Source organism: Novosphingobium oxfordense (genome assembly GCF_044029435.1).
Classification (GTDB): domain Bacteria; phylum Pseudomonadota; class Alphaproteobacteria; order Sphingomonadales; family Sphingomonadaceae; genus Novosphingobium.
The window spans coordinates 180,400-193,224 of record NZ_CP147006.1 but is presented as its reverse complement, the minus strand read 5'-3'; the positions used below and the strand labels follow the sequence as shown (position 1 = coordinate 193,224).

Here is a 12,825-nt window from a genome sequence, read left to right as displayed (position 1 = left end):
GGAGGAATCTGAAATGCAGAGTTCAAAGCCTGGAACCCCAGTCCGGCCCCTAAAAGACTCAGCCCGAGCAAAGGCGAAATGGGACCCCGTCGTTAAGGTGACCCATTGGTCAATCGTTCTTGCTGTCATCGGGAATGCTATTTTCACCGAAGAGGGTTCGGGGCCACACGTCTGGGTGGGATACGCCCTCGCAACCGTTTTGGCGCTTAGGCTGCTCTGGGGTTTCGTAGGGCCCAAAGAGGCACGGTTCACAGCATTCCCACCGAGCCCGCGTAAAGCGCTTGCCCATATCCGGGAGATTAGAGCCGGACACAATGAAATCCATCCATCGCACAATCCGTTAGGTGCATTGATGGTCTACGCTATTTGGGGAACGCTTAGTATCATCATAGCGACCGGCATTGGCATGGCTGGTCTGCCCTCCACGAAATGGATTAGCGAGGCTCCGTCCCACGCCGTTGGTCGAGGCACAGATGACAGGGACAGCGTCGTACTCAAAGGTTCTAAGCGGAAAGAGGCAGGCGACGACGCAGAGGACAAGCCCTTGAAGGAAGTGCACGAGACAGCGGTGAATTTGCTGTACGTTCTGATTGCCCTCCACCTTGCCGGTGTTGTTTTCGAAACGAGGAGGAGTGGGAAGTATATTCTTACAGCGATGCTTCCCGGCCGAGCACAATAGGATGGAGGTAATGCTGCAACGTGGCGATAGCGGCTTGGCTTTCCGAATAGTCGATGATTGATGCGCTGGCCTACAGAACGGCTTGGACCGCAAGATCGGTGGCAGCGTTACGCTTTGCCTGTACAGCCTTCCGTTCGGAATAGCGGTCGACGAGCTGGCCGGCGTGCGGGCGGGTCAGGATCGTGAACCGGACCAGTTCCTCCATCACGTCGACGATGCGGTCATAATAGCTCGACGGCTTCATGCGGCCGGCCTCGTCGAATTCCTTGAACGCCATCGCCACGCTTGACTGGTTAGGGATGGTGATCATCCGCATCCAGCGGCCGAGCAGGCGCAGCGTGTTGACCGCGTTGAACGACTGCGAGCCGCCCGACACCTGCATGACCGCGAGGGTGCGGCCCTGGGTCGGCCGCATGCCGCCGAACTCCAGCGGCAGATGGTCGATCTGCGCCTTCATGATGCCGGTGATCTGGCCGTGCCGCTCGGGGCTGCACCAAACCATGCCTTCGGACCAGAGCGCGTGCTGGCGCAGCTCATGGACCGCCGGATGATCGTCACCCTTCACCTGATCTGGGAGCGGCAGGTCGCTCGGATCGAATATCCGCACGTCCGCGCCGAAGAGGATAAGCAGTCGCGCCGCTTCTTCAGCCGCGAGCCGGCTAAACGACCGCTCGCGCAGCGACCCGTACAACAGCAGGATGCGCGGCGGCGGCTGATTGTCGCCCATGCCGGCGGCGGGCCGAGTGATGGCGATGCTACGATCGAGTGCGGGCAGATGGTCGGCGTCGGGCACTTCACGAAGGCGCGTCATCCAAGATCCTTGACGAGATAGGTCGCGCGCGGACCGCACAGCGACGTGAACTGCGCGGTCGCGGCGATGAACGCCGGCGCGGCATCGCGATCGGCATCGGCGTAACCGAGCCTGCGGAAGAACTCCCCGGTGCCGCTGGTCAGAAGATGCAGCCGCTCGACCGCGCCATCGGCAACGCCTTCAAGGCGCTCGACCAGCATCCGGCCATATCCTTTGCCGCGACGGGTCGGCAGGACAACGAGCGAGCGGAGCAGTCGGTCGGGACCGTTGCCCTCCAGACCGATGAACCCGATCAGACCCTCGTCGTCGGACAGGCTGAAGAACATCTGGTCGGGACCGCCGAGATCGTCGGTCGGAAGCTGCGCGGCGCCAAGCGCGAGCCGCAGAATATCATCAGCGTGCCGAGCCTCGGAGAAATAGATCTGGGTCATGCCGTCGCTCTCGCTTCGTACCAGGGCCGCGTCCGCTTCACGATCGAGACGACCGACAGCATCACCGGCACCTCGACCAGCACGCCGACGACGGTCGCCAGCGCCGCGCCCGAGTTGAGCCCGAACAGGCTGATCGCGGCGGCGACCGCCAACTCGAAGAAGTTGGAAGCACCGATCAGCGCGGCTGGCGCCGCCACGCACCATGCCACACCGAGCCGGCGGCTCAGCCAGTAGGCTAGCCCCGCGTTGAAATAGACCTGGATGAGGATCGGCACGGCGATCAGCGCGATGACCAGCGGATGGGCGATGATCGCCTCACCCTGAAACCCGAACAGCAGCACCAGCGTGGTCAGCAGCGCCAGCAGCGAGACCGGCCCGAGCCAGGCCAGCAGCCGGTCCAGTGCTGCCTGTCCGCCTGATCCGACCACCGCACTGCGGACGATCTGCGCGACGATGACCGGTACGACGATGTAGAGCATCACCGAGATCAGCAGCGTGTCCCACGGCACGGTGATCGACGCGACGCCGAGCAGCAGGCCGACCAGCGGCGCGAAGGTGAACACCATGATCACGTCATTCAGCGCGACCTGGCTCAACGTGTAGGTCGGCTCGCCCTCGCAGAGGTTGGACCAGACGAACACCATCGCCGTGCAAGGCGCGGCGGCGAGCAGGATCAGACCGGCAATATAGGAGCTGACCTCGCCCGCCGGCAGCAAGGGCCGAAACAGCCAGCCCAGGAACAGCGTGCCGAGCAGCGCCATCGAGAACGGCTTCACCGCCCAGTTGATGAACAGCGTGACGCCGACGCCCTTCCAATGCTGGCGGACCGAGCCGAGCGCCCGAAGATCGATCTTCAGCAGCATGGGGATGATCATCAGCCAGATGAGCACCGCCACCACGAGGTTGACCCGCGCCACCTCCGCTGTGGCGATCGCGCCGAACAGGCCCGGCAGCGCGTAGCCGAGCGCGATCCCGACCACGATGCACAGCGCTACCCAGACGCTGAGATAGCGCTCGAATGTGCTGATCGCCGGCTTCGCCGGCGCCGCAGTGGTCATGCGCCGATCCTGTTGCCCGCGTCGTCGATGACCTTCTCGCCGTCTTCCTTGGTGAAGGCGCCGCGCTGCCGGGAAGGTAGCAGGTCCAGCACCTCTTCCGACGGACGGCACAGCTTCACGCCGAGTGGCGAGACGACGATCGGCCGGTTGATGAGGATCGGATGCTCGATCATCGCGTCGATGAGCTGGTCATCGCTCAGCGCCGGATCGCCCAAGCCAAGTTCGGCATAGGGCGTGCCCTTCTCGCGCAGCAGCGCGCGGGGCGTGATCCCCATGCGACCGATCAGCGAAACGAGACGCGAGCGGTTGGGCGGGGTCTTCAGATACTCGATGACGTGCGGCTCGATGCCGGCGTTCTGGATCATCGCCAGCGTGTTGCGCAACGTCCCGCACTCGGGGTTGTGATAGATGATGATATCGACGGTCATGGCGGCCTTCAGCAGCAGGGGTTGAGCTCGGCGATCAGCGGCTCGCAAAGCTCCGCCTTCCCACCGCAGCAGTCCTTCACGAGAAACAGGGTCAGCGCCTTCAACTGGTCGAGATCGGCGCGGTAGTTGATGATGCGGCTGCGCCGCTCGGACCGGATCAGCCCGGCGCGGGCCAGCGTCGCGAGATGCACCGACATGGTGTTCTGCGGCACGTCGAGCGCCTTGGCGACCTCGCCAGCGGCCAGGCCGTCAGGCTCGTGGCGGACCAGCAGGCGGAATGCGTCGAGGCGCGTGCCCTGCGCGAGCGCGCCAAGGACCGAGATGGCTGAGTCGTTGTCCATATATCCACGTTATTGGATATATGGATTTAATCAAGGAGCGTCTGACTTTACCAGAAGCCGACCTTGGCCGCTCCGTCACGAAAGGCCGGGTCTGGTCGGCCCCTGCCGCGCTCGCCCCTGTCGCCAAACACATGTTTCCCGACAGGGGACGACGCAAACGGATTGCAGTTCCATGACGACGCCCGATTATGTACGACAAACCCTGTCGCCTTGATCTAATGCGCGACAACATCAATTCAGAGGTTTGTCGTACATGCTCATCGGGTACATGCGTGTCTCATCGGTCGACGATCGCCAGTCGGTCGACCTGCAGCGCGATGCTCTCATCGCCGCCGGCGTCGATGAGCGTCATCTCTATTCCGACAAAGCATCGGGCGCACGGGACGATCGCCCCGGGCTGAAGGCTTGCCTGGAGTACCTGAAGCATGGCGACACGCTGATCGTTTGGAAGCTCGACCGCCTCGGGCGATCCCTGGCCAACCTTCTGACGATCATCACCGACCTGAAAGACCGGCGCGCTTGCTCAATATGAACGCGCGCTCACGCGCGAACGGGTGATGGCGGGTTTGGCAGCAGCTCGGCGGCGCGGTCGGCACGGGGGGCGTCCACCTAGCATCAACGCGGAAACGATCGAGCAGATCACTGACGCACTCAATGCTGGTGCAAGCAAGGCGTCAGTGTGCCGGTCCTTCAAGGTGCCCCGATCGACCCTCATCGGCACGCTTGATCGGATTGGCTGGACGGGGCCAGCCAAGGCCTGAGCAGATGCCCCGCCGTTCTGTTCTGACCGAGGCGCAACATGCCGAGTTGTTCGCCTTGTCCGAAAACGAAGCCGACCTGGTGCGGTACTGGACGCTCGGTGTCGACGATCTGCGCGCCATCACGAGCCGAAGGCGTCCCCACAACCGACTCGGTTTTGCGCTACAGCTCTGTGCCTTGCGCTATCCCGGCCGGCTGCTGAAGCCCGGCGAATTCATCCCGGATGCTCCTCTCAGGTTCGTCGGGGATCAGCTCGGCATCCCGAGACAGCCACGATGGTGCGCGGGCAAATGAGCAAATATGTGCGGCATCTCGGCAGCCTGGTCGAGGACCTGCTCGACATCGCACGCATCGACCAAGGCAAGATCGCGCTCAAGAAGGAGCATCTGTTGCTCCAGGATCTGCTGACCTTTGCCGTCGAAGGATCACGCCATCATATCGATGCGGCCAGCCATGAGCTGATCCAGGATGTCGCGCCTGAGCCGATCTGGCTGGAGGCCGATCATGCCCGTCTTGCGCAGGTCGTCGGCAATCTCCTCACCAACGCCGCCAAATACACGCCTGCGGGCGGAGAAATTCACCTCTCCGCGAGGCGCGAAGAGGATCAGGTCCGCATCGAGGTCGCCGATACGGGCGTCGGCATCCCGGCGGAGATGCAGGCCCGGATCTTCGATCTGTTTGCCCAGATCGATGGGTCCAACCAGCGCACGCAGGAAGGACTTGGGATCGGACTCGCGCTCGTCAAACAGTTGGTCGAGCTCCACGGCGGGACGATCACGCTCAAGCGCAGCGCGCCGGGAGAGGGCAGCGTTTTCGAGGTCGTCTGAGGCGGGCCGCGACCTCTACGGTCCATCGTCCCCAGGCTCGGCCACTCCTGTTGTTCGCTCCTTTTCGAACCCGTGCATGCCCCACCACCACTGCAGCGCGATGATCGCGCCTTTGGCGGGCTGCAACAGGCCAAGAAGCAGAACAAGCGCCAGCGGTACGATGATCGCCATCATCGCGGTGACCGAGAGCGCGAAATCGCGGGCCAGCGCGATGATGAGGGGCGCCATGAGGTGACCGGTCACGATGATTGCCACATAGGCCGGGAAGTCGTCCGCGCGTTGATGGCTCCAGTCCTGGCCGCAGTGCGCGCAGATGGTCACAGGTTTGAGGAATCGGTAGAATAGGTGCGCTTCGCCGCACCTTGGACAGCGGCCGCGCACGCCGCGTAGCGCGGCGGTACCCAGCGTTTCGGGCAGAGCGCAGTCTCGACGTTTCGGCCCGATGAACTGGGCGGGCGGGGCGCCGGCCGGACGATCACGGCGATCGAATGGCGTTCGGGTGAAAGCAGGCAAGATCATCTCGCTGCTATCGAAAAGAGAGGCAAGGCTGGACGGCAGACAGCCCCAGGAATCATATGGCTTTTACACTCAAATATGAAGGCGCAGTTATGATGTATAAAACATCATTCCGACGTCCGAAATGTGCGGTCGTCTGATTAAAGCGGCGATCCGAGAGCCTGCGCTGCGTCGTCCAGATCCGCCTCCGCGATGACATAGCTGTCGCCCTCTCCGGCAAAGAAGAGGTTCAGTTGCGCCTCGCTTCGGGCTTCTGGCGCGGGACCATGGTGCGCCTCGTCCCAATGCGCCTCGACGAAGCTCCACAAGGCCGCGCTGGCCGCTGGCCGATCGTCATAGATGCCTACCTTCTCCGTCCCCTGGAAGACGATCACTAATACCGTAGCCAGCACAGCCTTCTTCGCCCTTGAACCGTTGCCTTTCATGGGATTCCGCACGAACCTGCGACGCTTCAGGCACCCCGTGCGGCTTTCATTCACCCTCCGGGCAAGATGGGCAAAGAATGAGCGGGTTCAACAGGCTGAATTAAGACCATTTTGGAGCTAAACCATTTGCCAATATGCTTGTGCTAGGAAGTGTCGAACGCGCGGGAACAGGTGTCGTCTCAAGCGCGTACTGGACATGGCAAGAAAGACATAGAGACTCATGGCGCAGTTGACGCAGATGGAAATTGCCAATTGGCTTGCGATTTACGTTGGCGTCGGCCTGTGCTGCGCGCTCGCAGTTTCGCTGTCGGTCGGGGTGCTTCTCGGACAGCTGGTTCAGGAGCGTGCCTGGCGCCAAATTCACGATGTGCGTGGAGCAGCATTGTTTCTGCCCCGGACCTGGTGGCGCTGGCAGAAACTCTATTTGCTGTCGACGCCGGTCACCTTGGGCATTGTGGCATGGTTCGCCGCGACGCTCCGCTGGTCCTGAGCAGAGGCGAGGGCGCTCGCCGTATCATTATTGCCTGATGCGCCGGGCTCACAGGCCTAAGGCGGTTCGCACGATATCCGGTACGGCACCGCGCTCAAGCGCGTCGGGCCCGAGGCTAATCAGCGGCGCGATCATCTCGAGGCGCGGATGGATGGCGGCCTTCACCGCCAGAAAGTTCTCGTCGAGGGCGCTCTGCGCCGCAACGACCAGCTGCCGGATCTCGCCGGTCTCTCTCGACTGCGCTTCAAGCAGGAAGTCGGGCCGACAGGCGCCTTGCGGGGTCAACTGGTCGAAGAGCGGCTTTTCGATCACGAGATCAATACCGAGGCGATCGAGCCCTCGTCGCGCGTCAAGCAGGCCGCGATAGAGAGATCGCTCGAATTCGGAGGCAACCGGCACGAAACGCTGGCCTGAGAGGATGGGCTGCGCATAGGCGCGCAGCGCCGCATAGCCGTCGGCCTCGGGATATTCGCCGACCACGACCAGCACCAGGTAAGGACCTTTGATCGGGTTGCCGCGGATCGATGGGGACTGCACCCGATTGGCGAGCACCACCGGCTCGGCGCCCGCGACATGGATGGTCGCACCCTGCACCGCTGTCGCGTAGAGCGCGAGGAACGCCTGCGGTGCGTGACCCGGTGGCCACTGATGGGATAACGCGCGCAGACCTGCGAACACGCGATTATTGTGAAAGGGGCGGGCATGTGTCCATAAGGCGCGGCCGAGCTCGATGCCGGGTGCAAGCTCGATCCGCGCGGCCGCCGCGCTCAGGGCCCTGAATTCTTGTGCAATGGAGCGTTCGGGCGGCTCCGCCCCAAGCGGCGGCGTGCGATGGACACCGGCCAGGGTCATAAGGCGCCAGAGAAGGCGGGCGAGACGCGGCACCGTCGCATTGCGTGTCCTGTCGTCGATACTGTCGGCCTGCGGCTTTTGCGCCAGCTTCTCAGGGGCTGGCCGCAGCACTTCGAAATAGCCTTCCGGGGGATCGGCCGGCGAATGGGGTGTACGGATCTCCGAAATGCGATTGGTCGCCTGCTCGCGAAAGAAGGGGCATTGGGGACGATGCTCGGGCCGGTCGGCGCCCGTCAGGCGCCGCAGATAATAGGTTTCAGCTTCCGACAGGAAGGCGGGGGTCAGGACCGGCGGCCGGGTGTCGGGACCCAGGCAGTCGCATGCGATCCACTTGGCGCCGATCCGTGCTTGCTGGACCAGCGCGATCCCCGCCTCTTCATCGCCGCGCGAGCCTTCGCCCGTATACCAGCGCACCAGTGCGGACCGCACGAGGTCGGGAAGGGGGATGCGACGACCTTTTTGTCCGTCGCCCTGCCGGTCGATCAGCCACATGGAGGAGCCCTTTTGGAGCGCAATGGGCAAAGTCTGACCAAGCGCCGCGGGATTGACAACGGGATTTGGGTTCACCTCCACTCGGGCCAGGACAGATTTCGGGAGGTTTTATGAAGACCGCGCTCCTTGTTGCACCGCTGCTCACCATCACCCTCGCGGCCCCGCTTGCCGCCGCCAGCCCGCAAGGTTCGCCGCGCACCGTTCAGCTCATTACGATGGGCGCGCCGGCTCCGCCACGCCTGCCGGCCGCTGCGGGCCCAGATGGCACAGACGGCCCCGACAAGCCGGCGGTGGACGAAGGAACCCTGCTCGCCGAGGCAAGTCCTGCCGCGCTTCCAGCGTCGTTCAGCGTCCATGATCTCAGCCGCAAATGGGTGCAGTTCCAGATGGCGCAGACCTACGGACAAGCGGTCCCCGGCGAGGCCTCGCCGGTCGACCGCGCGGCTCCCGGAGATGCGCCCCCGGTTGCGGCCGCGCCGGGCGTTTTTGCCGCGCCGACGCTGGAGGCGATACCCGTTCCGGCGTGGATGCGCGGCGGACTGGCCTTTGCCAGCGCCGCAACCGGCTACACGCCAGGATGCTATGCCCGTGCCTATCGGCCGGCCGGTTTCCTCAGCGCCCAAGCGGAGATCCGCCGGGCGGGCTATTACGGGATGATGAGCGCGATCGCGTGCCAATATGGCATCCCAGTCGGCCTTTTCGACGCCATGATCATCCGCGAAAGCCGCTATAATGACCGGGCCGTCTCGCCGAAAAATGCCTATGGTTTGACGCAGCTCATGCCCGGCACGGCTGCGGGTCTGGGCGTGGATCGCTACGATATCGAGCAGAATCTGCACGGCGGCGCGCGCTATCTGCGCAGCCAGCTCGATCGCTTCGGCCAGGTCCATCTGGCGTTGGCGGCCTATAATGCCGGGCCGGGACGGGTGCGGGACGGCCAGGTGCCGCGGATCGCCGAGACCCAGGCCTATGTCGACGATATCCTCCTCAACTGGCGGCGCTTGAGCGGTTTCACGCGGACGGCCAGTGTTACCGGCCCATCGTTGCCGCCGACTCCAACATCGCCGCGTTTCAATGGACGCAGCGCGATCGTTTCGCGCTTCTGAGGCGAGACCGAGCCGACGGACGCCGGTGCGAACCGCGCGGACGGCGTCCGTCGGTCAATCCAGGCGGAAGCTCTGCTCCATGCGGGCGCGACGCTCGATGATCGCGATGACCTCGCGTACCACCCGGTCAACGACGCCGTCGCGCAAGGGGCCTGCCCATTCGCGGCGGATCTCGGTGCCATCCATGCCTTCCACGTCGTTGAGCGCATGGACAAGCGAGAGCGGCAGGCTCGCGAACACCTCGGAAATCATCTGCATCATCGTAGAGAATCGGCCGTCGTGAAGGAGATCCAGATCGCGGAGAGTTTCGACACCCAGGACGGCCTGGATGAACCCGATTTGAAGAACATGAAGGATCGTCTGGAACTCGACGAGCGTCATGCTCTCGCGGGTGGAAGGATCAGCGGTGGGCCGCAGAAGATTAGACAGGCGGTTGCGTCTGATGCCGGTCTTGAGCGCAAGTTTCCGCACGCTCACATTTTGGTCCGACATCGCCTGAAGAATATAAGGAATATAGTCCCTGAAGGGGATCGCAGCGCTCTCTTCAGCGGACTTGCTTGTGTCCGTCGAGGAAGGTGCCCCGCTGCTGGCAAGGGATGTCATGAACCGGCCCCCTGATCCTGCTCCGAAAGGGCAACAAATCACAGCGAGCTACGCTTTGCAACAACCTCCGACCTGAATTTCTTTATAGGTATCGGCTAAGCTATTGGAACGGATGGACTTGTCTGTTGCGAATCGCTCGCAATTTTTCCAGCGGCCTTGGCAGGCGGTAAATCGAGCCCCTGTTCGCGCAGCTTCGCTACGACGGCTTTCGCCTTCTGCTCGACGATATAGTCGAACAGGAGAAGCGACAGCATGTCGCCGGGTGACATGCCCTGCCCGAGTTGCCTGGCCAGAATATGCTGGGCCTCACTGAGGTTCTCGGCGCTGCTCGCGGTGACGCGCAATTTGATACGAATGCCGCCTTCGGTGGGGATCTTGTCCAGATGCGAGCGAAGCACATCGGAATCATGATCCATGGCCGCGGCGGAGGCGGCGCGAGCATTCACCAGCGTCGCGAGCGTCTGGTAAGAATGGGTTTCGTTCGAGCGCAGCCGCACGCTTTCGGTGGTGAGGCGGAAGAAGTGCTCGGAAATATCGATGCTGACCTGCCGGGGGAAACCCACTCCCGCCGCGTCCTGTCCCTGTGACGTTTTGTAACCCTGCCCCACTCGACCCCCCTGGAGTGCCGGATCCCGCGTCCTTGCTACGCGGCACGAACCTCATGCCAGTTCCACGGTAGAACTTAACCGTTAACCAATCTTATCGCAAATTTTCGCGAGTCGCGCTGGTGGCTCGGATTTCGGGCCAGTGTGGCGCGCGCTGGTGGCCGTCCTGGGCTGCACGGCGCGCCACCCTGGCTCGCAGTGGGTACCGGAGCGGTTCGCGTGCGGCGCCAAGCGACTCGGGCGGGAAGAAAAATTCATGTCTCCCGCAACGCGCCGAGCCGGGGAAGGTTGCTCGGCCGGCGAGCGAGGGGACAGCCTTCGATTGGGCGCGGAACCGCCGCGTCTCAATCGGAAGGAAATGCTCATGCAACAGGTACTGAAGCATGGCGGGCGGGTAGAGCTTGCGATCCTCGTGATCGCGGCGCTGGCCTTCGCGCTGCTCATGTTCGCCGGACCGGCCTTCGCCGGCGCCGACACCACCTTCGACACCGCGCTGACCAAGTTCACCGACTTCCTCGAGGGATCGGGCGGCAAGATCATCACCGTGCTCAGCCTTGCCGGCGGCGTCGTGGCGCTCGCCTCGGGCCGCTTCTCGATGGGCCAGATCGCCATTCCGGTGGGCGTGGGCGTGGGCGCCGGCACCGGCGTGCCGATCGTCACCTCGACCGTCACCGCAACGATCTGACGTGGGTTCGGCCCGGCGGCGTAGCAGCGCCGACGGTCCAAATGGAGGGTGGTGCGATGTCTGCGGACAAATATGTCATTCCAACTCATCTGGATGATCCAGAACTGATCGGGCTGTGGACCCTGGATGAGTTCCTCGCGATGGTGATTCCGTTCACCTGGGGGATCCTGTCTCAGCATATCCTTATCGGCATTTTGCTCGCTGGAGCAGGCTGGTGGGGCTTGAAGCGCGCTAAGGCAGGACGGGCGGCATCCTGGCTGCTGCACATGGCCTATTGGCACCTTCCGGCCGGGTTCACCGGCATGAAGGCGACACCGCCCTCCTACCTTCGACTGATGGCCGGCTGACATGGAGATCGCTAACAGCCACGCGCAAAGCCAGCGCGTTCTCAAGCAGCGCAACCTCCTCGTTGCCATCGCCGGCGTGCTTGCAGCGCTTACCGCCATCCTCTTCCTGATGGTTGCGACCCGCGATCGGGAGATCGTCCTGCAGCCGATCCTGCGGTCGCCGCTCACAGTCAGCAGCGCCGGGGTCAGCCGCGAGTATCTGGAGATGGTCACGCGCGACGCCGCGGTGCTGACCCTCGATCGATCGCCGAGCAACCTGGAATACTGGATGAAGTCGGTGCTCGATATCACGGCGCCGAGCGCGCAGGGGCGCCTCAAGGCGGAACTCCTCAAGATCGTCAACGAACAGCGGGGATCCTCGATCGCGCAGTTCTTCGCGATGCAGTCGATGAAGCTCGATCCGGACAATCTCACCTCGGACGTGACGGGCGACCTGCACACGATCGTGGGCAGCAAGGTCATCTCCAAGGACCGCCGGACCTTCCGCTTCAAATGGAAATATTCGGGCGTCTCGCTGCAGCTCGTCGGCTTCGGGATGGTGTCCAAGGCCGAGGAAGGAGATCAATGATGAGTGCTATCGCCATCGGCAGCACGGCTGCCGGCGCCGCCTTGTGCTCCCGATATTATTGCCACGCGAGCCGTTTCCTGGGCGCGGGACTGGTCGCTATTGGCCTGCTCCTGATCGCCGAGCCCGCCTGGGCGGACCAGACGATCATGGCGTCTGACAGCAGCCAGGTCGATTGCCAGGCCTCGGCCAAGGATCTGACCCGCATCAGCCTCGTCGAGGATGAGTTCGCCAGCGTCTCGAAGATCTCCACCGGCAATCCGACCGACGATTTCAGCGTCGTCAACGAACCGGTGCGTGGCGACATTTATCTGTCGGTACCCGAGGGTTTCGGCCGGCCTGCGCTCTCCTTTTTCGGCACGACCAAGCGCGGCTATGTCTACAAGTTCGTCTGCCGCATCGGCGGCGAGCAGGCCGCACAGGTCTTCATTTCGAATCCGGCGATCGCGAAAGATCGCTCGGGTGAGGCGGTCGCCGCCACGATCAAGGCCGGCCCGCAGGATGCAGCCGTCGAACTCATACAGGCGATGTATTCCAACAGCATAGTCGATGGCTACGAGATGCGGCAGCGCACTTTGCGCCCGGTCTTCGTCGGCGGGCTCAAGGTCCAGATGATCGCGGAATATCGGGGGCAGGAGCTCACCGGCAAGGTTCTGTGCATCGAGAATATGAGCAACGCGCCGATCGCTCTCAACGAGGGCGCGGTCGCGCCGCGCAGCGCGCTCGCCGTCTCCATCGCCGAGCCGACGCTCGCGCCCGGCAAGGTCACCACGGCCTATCTCGTCTCGCAGATCGGGAGGTAGTC

General features: G+C 63.4%; 18 protein-coding genes and 2 pseudogenes. 10 read left to right on the top strand and 10 right to left on the bottom strand.

The annotated features are described in order from the left end of the window. Positions 1-13: 13 nt before the first annotated feature. Positions 14-679, top strand: a complete 666-nt coding sequence (locus WBP07_RS19815) for a cytochrome b/b6 domain-containing protein (RefSeq protein WP_395395849.1) — start codon at positions 14-16, stop codon at positions 677-679. Positions 680-749: 70 nt separating this feature from the next. Here WBP07_RS19815 and arsH read toward each other — a convergent pair whose 3' ends face one another. The 5 genes from arsH to WBP07_RS19790 are packed head-to-tail and all read right to left on the bottom strand — an operon-like array spanning position 750 to position 3,748. After that, positions 750-1,490, bottom strand: coding sequence for an arsenical resistance protein ArsH (gene arsH, locus WBP07_RS19810; RefSeq protein ID WP_395395848.1), 741 nt, complete (start codon positions 1,488-1,490; stop codon positions 750-752). After that, the gene (locus tag WBP07_RS19805; RefSeq protein WP_048937961.1) at positions 1,487-1,921 is read right to left on the bottom strand and encodes a GNAT family N-acetyltransferase; all 435 of its coding nucleotides are present in this window, start codon (positions 1,919-1,921) and stop codon (positions 1,487-1,489) included. Before WBP07_RS19805 ends, arsH begins: the two co-directional genes overlap by 4 nt. Next, positions 1,918-2,979: an ACR3 family arsenite efflux transporter gene (gene arsB, locus WBP07_RS19800; protein ID WP_048937962.1), complete on the bottom strand. Its 1,062-nt coding sequence runs from the start codon at positions 2,977-2,979 to the stop codon at positions 1,918-1,920. The genes WBP07_RS19805 and arsB overlap by 4 nt, the downstream gene beginning before the upstream one ends. Further along, positions 2,976-3,407, bottom strand: a complete 432-nt coding sequence (arsC, locus tag WBP07_RS19795; RefSeq protein ID WP_066701701.1) for an arsenate reductase (glutaredoxin) — start codon at positions 3,405-3,407, stop codon at positions 2,976-2,978. Before arsC ends, arsB begins: the two co-directional genes overlap by 4 nt. 8 nt (positions 3,408-3,415) lie before the next feature. Beyond that, positions 3,416-3,748, bottom strand: coding sequence for a helix-turn-helix transcriptional regulator (locus WBP07_RS19790; RefSeq protein WP_048937964.1), 333 nt, complete (start codon positions 3,746-3,748; stop codon positions 3,416-3,418). A gap of 253 nt (positions 3,749-4,001) precedes the next feature. Here WBP07_RS19790 and WBP07_RS19785 point away from each other — a divergent pair. The 3 genes and pseudogenes from WBP07_RS19785 to WBP07_RS19775 all read left to right on the top strand — a co-directional run bounded on the left by WBP07_RS19785 (position 4,002) and on the right by WBP07_RS19775 (position 5,334). Further along, positions 4,002-4,509: pseudogene (locus WBP07_RS19785) on the top strand (recombinase family protein). A gap of 4 nt (positions 4,510-4,513) precedes the next feature. Then, positions 4,514-4,768 (top strand): annotated as a pseudogene (locus WBP07_RS19780) (DUF4158 domain-containing protein); the annotation flags it as partial. Positions 4,769-4,797: 29 nt separating this feature from the next. After that, positions 4,798-5,334: a sensor histidine kinase KdpD gene (locus tag WBP07_RS19775; protein ID WP_233423686.1), complete on the top strand. Its 537-nt coding sequence runs from the start codon at positions 4,798-4,800 to the stop codon at positions 5,332-5,334. 15 nt (positions 5,335-5,349) lie between these two features. On the opposite strand, the gene WBP07_RS19770 is transcribed toward WBP07_RS19775, so the two are convergent. Both WBP07_RS19770 and WBP07_RS19765 read right to left on the bottom strand, forming a co-directional pair. Beyond that, on the bottom strand, positions 5,350-5,853 hold the full coding sequence (locus WBP07_RS19770) for a DUF983 domain-containing protein (RefSeq protein ID WP_232037468.1): 504 nt from the start codon (positions 5,851-5,853) through the stop codon (positions 5,350-5,352). A gap of 137 nt (positions 5,854-5,990) precedes the next feature. After that, entirely contained in the window at positions 5,991-6,275 is a 285-nt protein-coding gene (locus tag WBP07_RS19765; RefSeq protein WP_066701775.1) for a hypothetical protein, read from the bottom strand. Between the two features lie 220 nt (positions 6,276-6,495). Here WBP07_RS19765 and WBP07_RS19760 point away from each other — a divergent pair, with 220 nt between their 5' ends. Beyond that, on the top strand, positions 6,496-6,765 hold the full coding sequence (locus WBP07_RS19760; RefSeq protein ID WP_066701706.1) for a hypothetical protein: 270 nt from the start codon (positions 6,496-6,498) through the stop codon (positions 6,763-6,765). A 48-nt stretch (positions 6,766-6,813) separates the two neighbouring features. On the opposite strand, the gene WBP07_RS19755 is transcribed toward WBP07_RS19760, so the two are convergent. Then, positions 6,814-8,109, bottom strand: a complete 1,296-nt coding sequence (locus WBP07_RS19755; RefSeq protein WP_066701708.1) for a hypothetical protein — start codon at positions 8,107-8,109, stop codon at positions 6,814-6,816. Between the two features lie 110 nt (positions 8,110-8,219). On the opposite strand from WBP07_RS19755, the gene WBP07_RS19750 reads away from it, so the two are divergent. Next, positions 8,220-9,215, top strand: coding sequence for a lytic transglycosylase domain-containing protein (locus tag WBP07_RS19750; protein ID WP_395395847.1), 996 nt, complete (start codon positions 8,220-8,222; stop codon positions 9,213-9,215). 54 nt (positions 9,216-9,269) lie between these two features. Here the strand turns inward: WBP07_RS19750 and WBP07_RS19745 are convergent, their stop codons facing one another. Next, positions 9,270-9,818 (bottom strand): hypothetical protein, encoded by a 549-nt coding sequence (locus WBP07_RS19745; protein ID WP_395395846.1) that lies wholly within the window; start codon positions 9,816-9,818, stop codon positions 9,270-9,272. 95 nt (positions 9,819-9,913) lie between these two features. Next, a complete protein-coding gene (locus WBP07_RS19740; protein ID WP_395395845.1) occupies positions 9,914-10,426 on the bottom strand; it encodes a hypothetical protein in 513 nt (170 codons plus the stop codon). Between the two features lie 361 nt (positions 10,427-10,787). Between WBP07_RS19740 and WBP07_RS19735 the strand changes: the two genes are divergently transcribed. From WBP07_RS19735 to WBP07_RS19720, 4 genes are read left to right on the top strand one after another with little or no spacing between them, the layout of a single operon-like run. Then, on the top strand, positions 10,788-11,108 hold the full coding sequence (locus WBP07_RS19735) for a TrbC/VirB2 family protein (protein WP_008832026.1): 321 nt from the start codon (positions 10,788-10,790) through the stop codon (positions 11,106-11,108). A 56-nt stretch (positions 11,109-11,164) separates the two neighbouring features. Then, on the top strand, positions 11,165-11,455 hold the full coding sequence (traL, locus tag WBP07_RS19730) for a type IV conjugative transfer system protein TraL (protein ID WP_008832027.1): 291 nt from the start codon (positions 11,165-11,167) through the stop codon (positions 11,453-11,455). Position 11,456: 1 nt separating this feature from the next. Continuing rightward, positions 11,457-12,023, top strand: a complete 567-nt coding sequence (locus WBP07_RS19725) for a type IV conjugative transfer system protein TraE (protein ID WP_395395844.1) — start codon at positions 11,457-11,459, stop codon at positions 12,021-12,023. Continuing rightward, positions 12,020-12,823: a type-F conjugative transfer system secretin TraK gene (locus tag WBP07_RS19720; RefSeq protein ID WP_395395843.1), complete on the top strand. Its 804-nt coding sequence runs from the start codon at positions 12,020-12,022 to the stop codon at positions 12,821-12,823. Before WBP07_RS19725 ends, WBP07_RS19720 begins: the two co-directional genes overlap by 4 nt. Positions 12,824-12,825 lie beyond the last annotated feature (2 nt).

Excerpts from the sequence above, each read along its gene's own strand:
- arsB (WP_048937962.1), bottom strand. The coding sequence starts at position 2,979 with ATGACCACTGCGGCGCCGGCGAAGCCGGCGATCAGCACATTCGAGCGC.
- WBP07_RS19815 (WP_395395849.1), top strand. The coding sequence starts at position 14 with ATGCAGAGTTCAAAGCCTGGAACCCCAGTCCGGCCCCTAAAAGACTCA.
- traL (WP_008832027.1), top strand. The coding sequence starts at position 11,165 with ATGTCTGCGGACAAATATGTCATTCCAACTCATCTGGATGATCCAGAA.
- WBP07_RS19720 (WP_395395843.1), top strand. The coding sequence starts at position 12,020 with ATGATGAGTGCTATCGCCATCGGCAGCACGGCTGCCGGCGCCGCCTTG.
- WBP07_RS19775 (WP_233423686.1), top strand. The coding sequence starts at position 4,798 with ATGAGCAAATATGTGCGGCATCTCGGCAGCCTGGTCGAGGACCTGCTC.
- WBP07_RS19750 (WP_395395847.1), top strand. The coding sequence starts at position 8,220 with ATGAAGACCGCGCTCCTTGTTGCACCGCTGCTCACCATCACCCTCGCG.
- WBP07_RS19735 (WP_008832026.1), top strand. The coding sequence starts at position 10,788 with ATGCAACAGGTACTGAAGCATGGCGGGCGGGTAGAGCTTGCGATCCTC.
- WBP07_RS19745 (WP_395395846.1), bottom strand. The coding sequence starts at position 9,818 with ATGACATCCCTTGCCAGCAGCGGGGCACCTTCCTCGACGGACACAAGC.
- WBP07_RS19755 (WP_066701708.1), bottom strand. The coding sequence starts at position 8,109 with ATGTGGCTGATCGACCGGCAGGGCGACGGACAAAAAGGTCGTCGCATC.
- arsC (WP_066701701.1), bottom strand. The coding sequence starts at position 3,407 with ATGACCGTCGATATCATCATCTATCACAACCCCGAGTGCGGGACGTTG.
- WBP07_RS19790 (WP_048937964.1), bottom strand. The coding sequence starts at position 3,748 with ATGGACAACGACTCAGCCATCTCGGTCCTTGGCGCGCTCGCGCAGGGC.
- arsH (WP_395395848.1), bottom strand. The coding sequence starts at position 1,490 with ATGACGCGCCTTCGTGAAGTGCCCGACGCCGACCATCTGCCCGCACTC.
- WBP07_RS19725 (WP_395395844.1), top strand. The coding sequence starts at position 11,457 with ATGGAGATCGCTAACAGCCACGCGCAAAGCCAGCGCGTTCTCAAGCAG.
- WBP07_RS19760 (WP_066701706.1), top strand. The coding sequence starts at position 6,496 with ATGGCGCAGTTGACGCAGATGGAAATTGCCAATTGGCTTGCGATTTAC.
- WBP07_RS19770 (WP_232037468.1), bottom strand. The coding sequence starts at position 5,853 with ATGATCTTGCCTGCTTTCACCCGAACGCCATTCGATCGCCGTGATCGT.
- WBP07_RS19765 (WP_066701775.1), bottom strand. The coding sequence starts at position 6,275 with ATGAAAGGCAACGGTTCAAGGGCGAAGAAGGCTGTGCTGGCTACGGTA.
- WBP07_RS19805 (WP_048937961.1), bottom strand. The coding sequence starts at position 1,921 with ATGACCCAGATCTATTTCTCCGAGGCTCGGCACGCTGATGATATTCTG.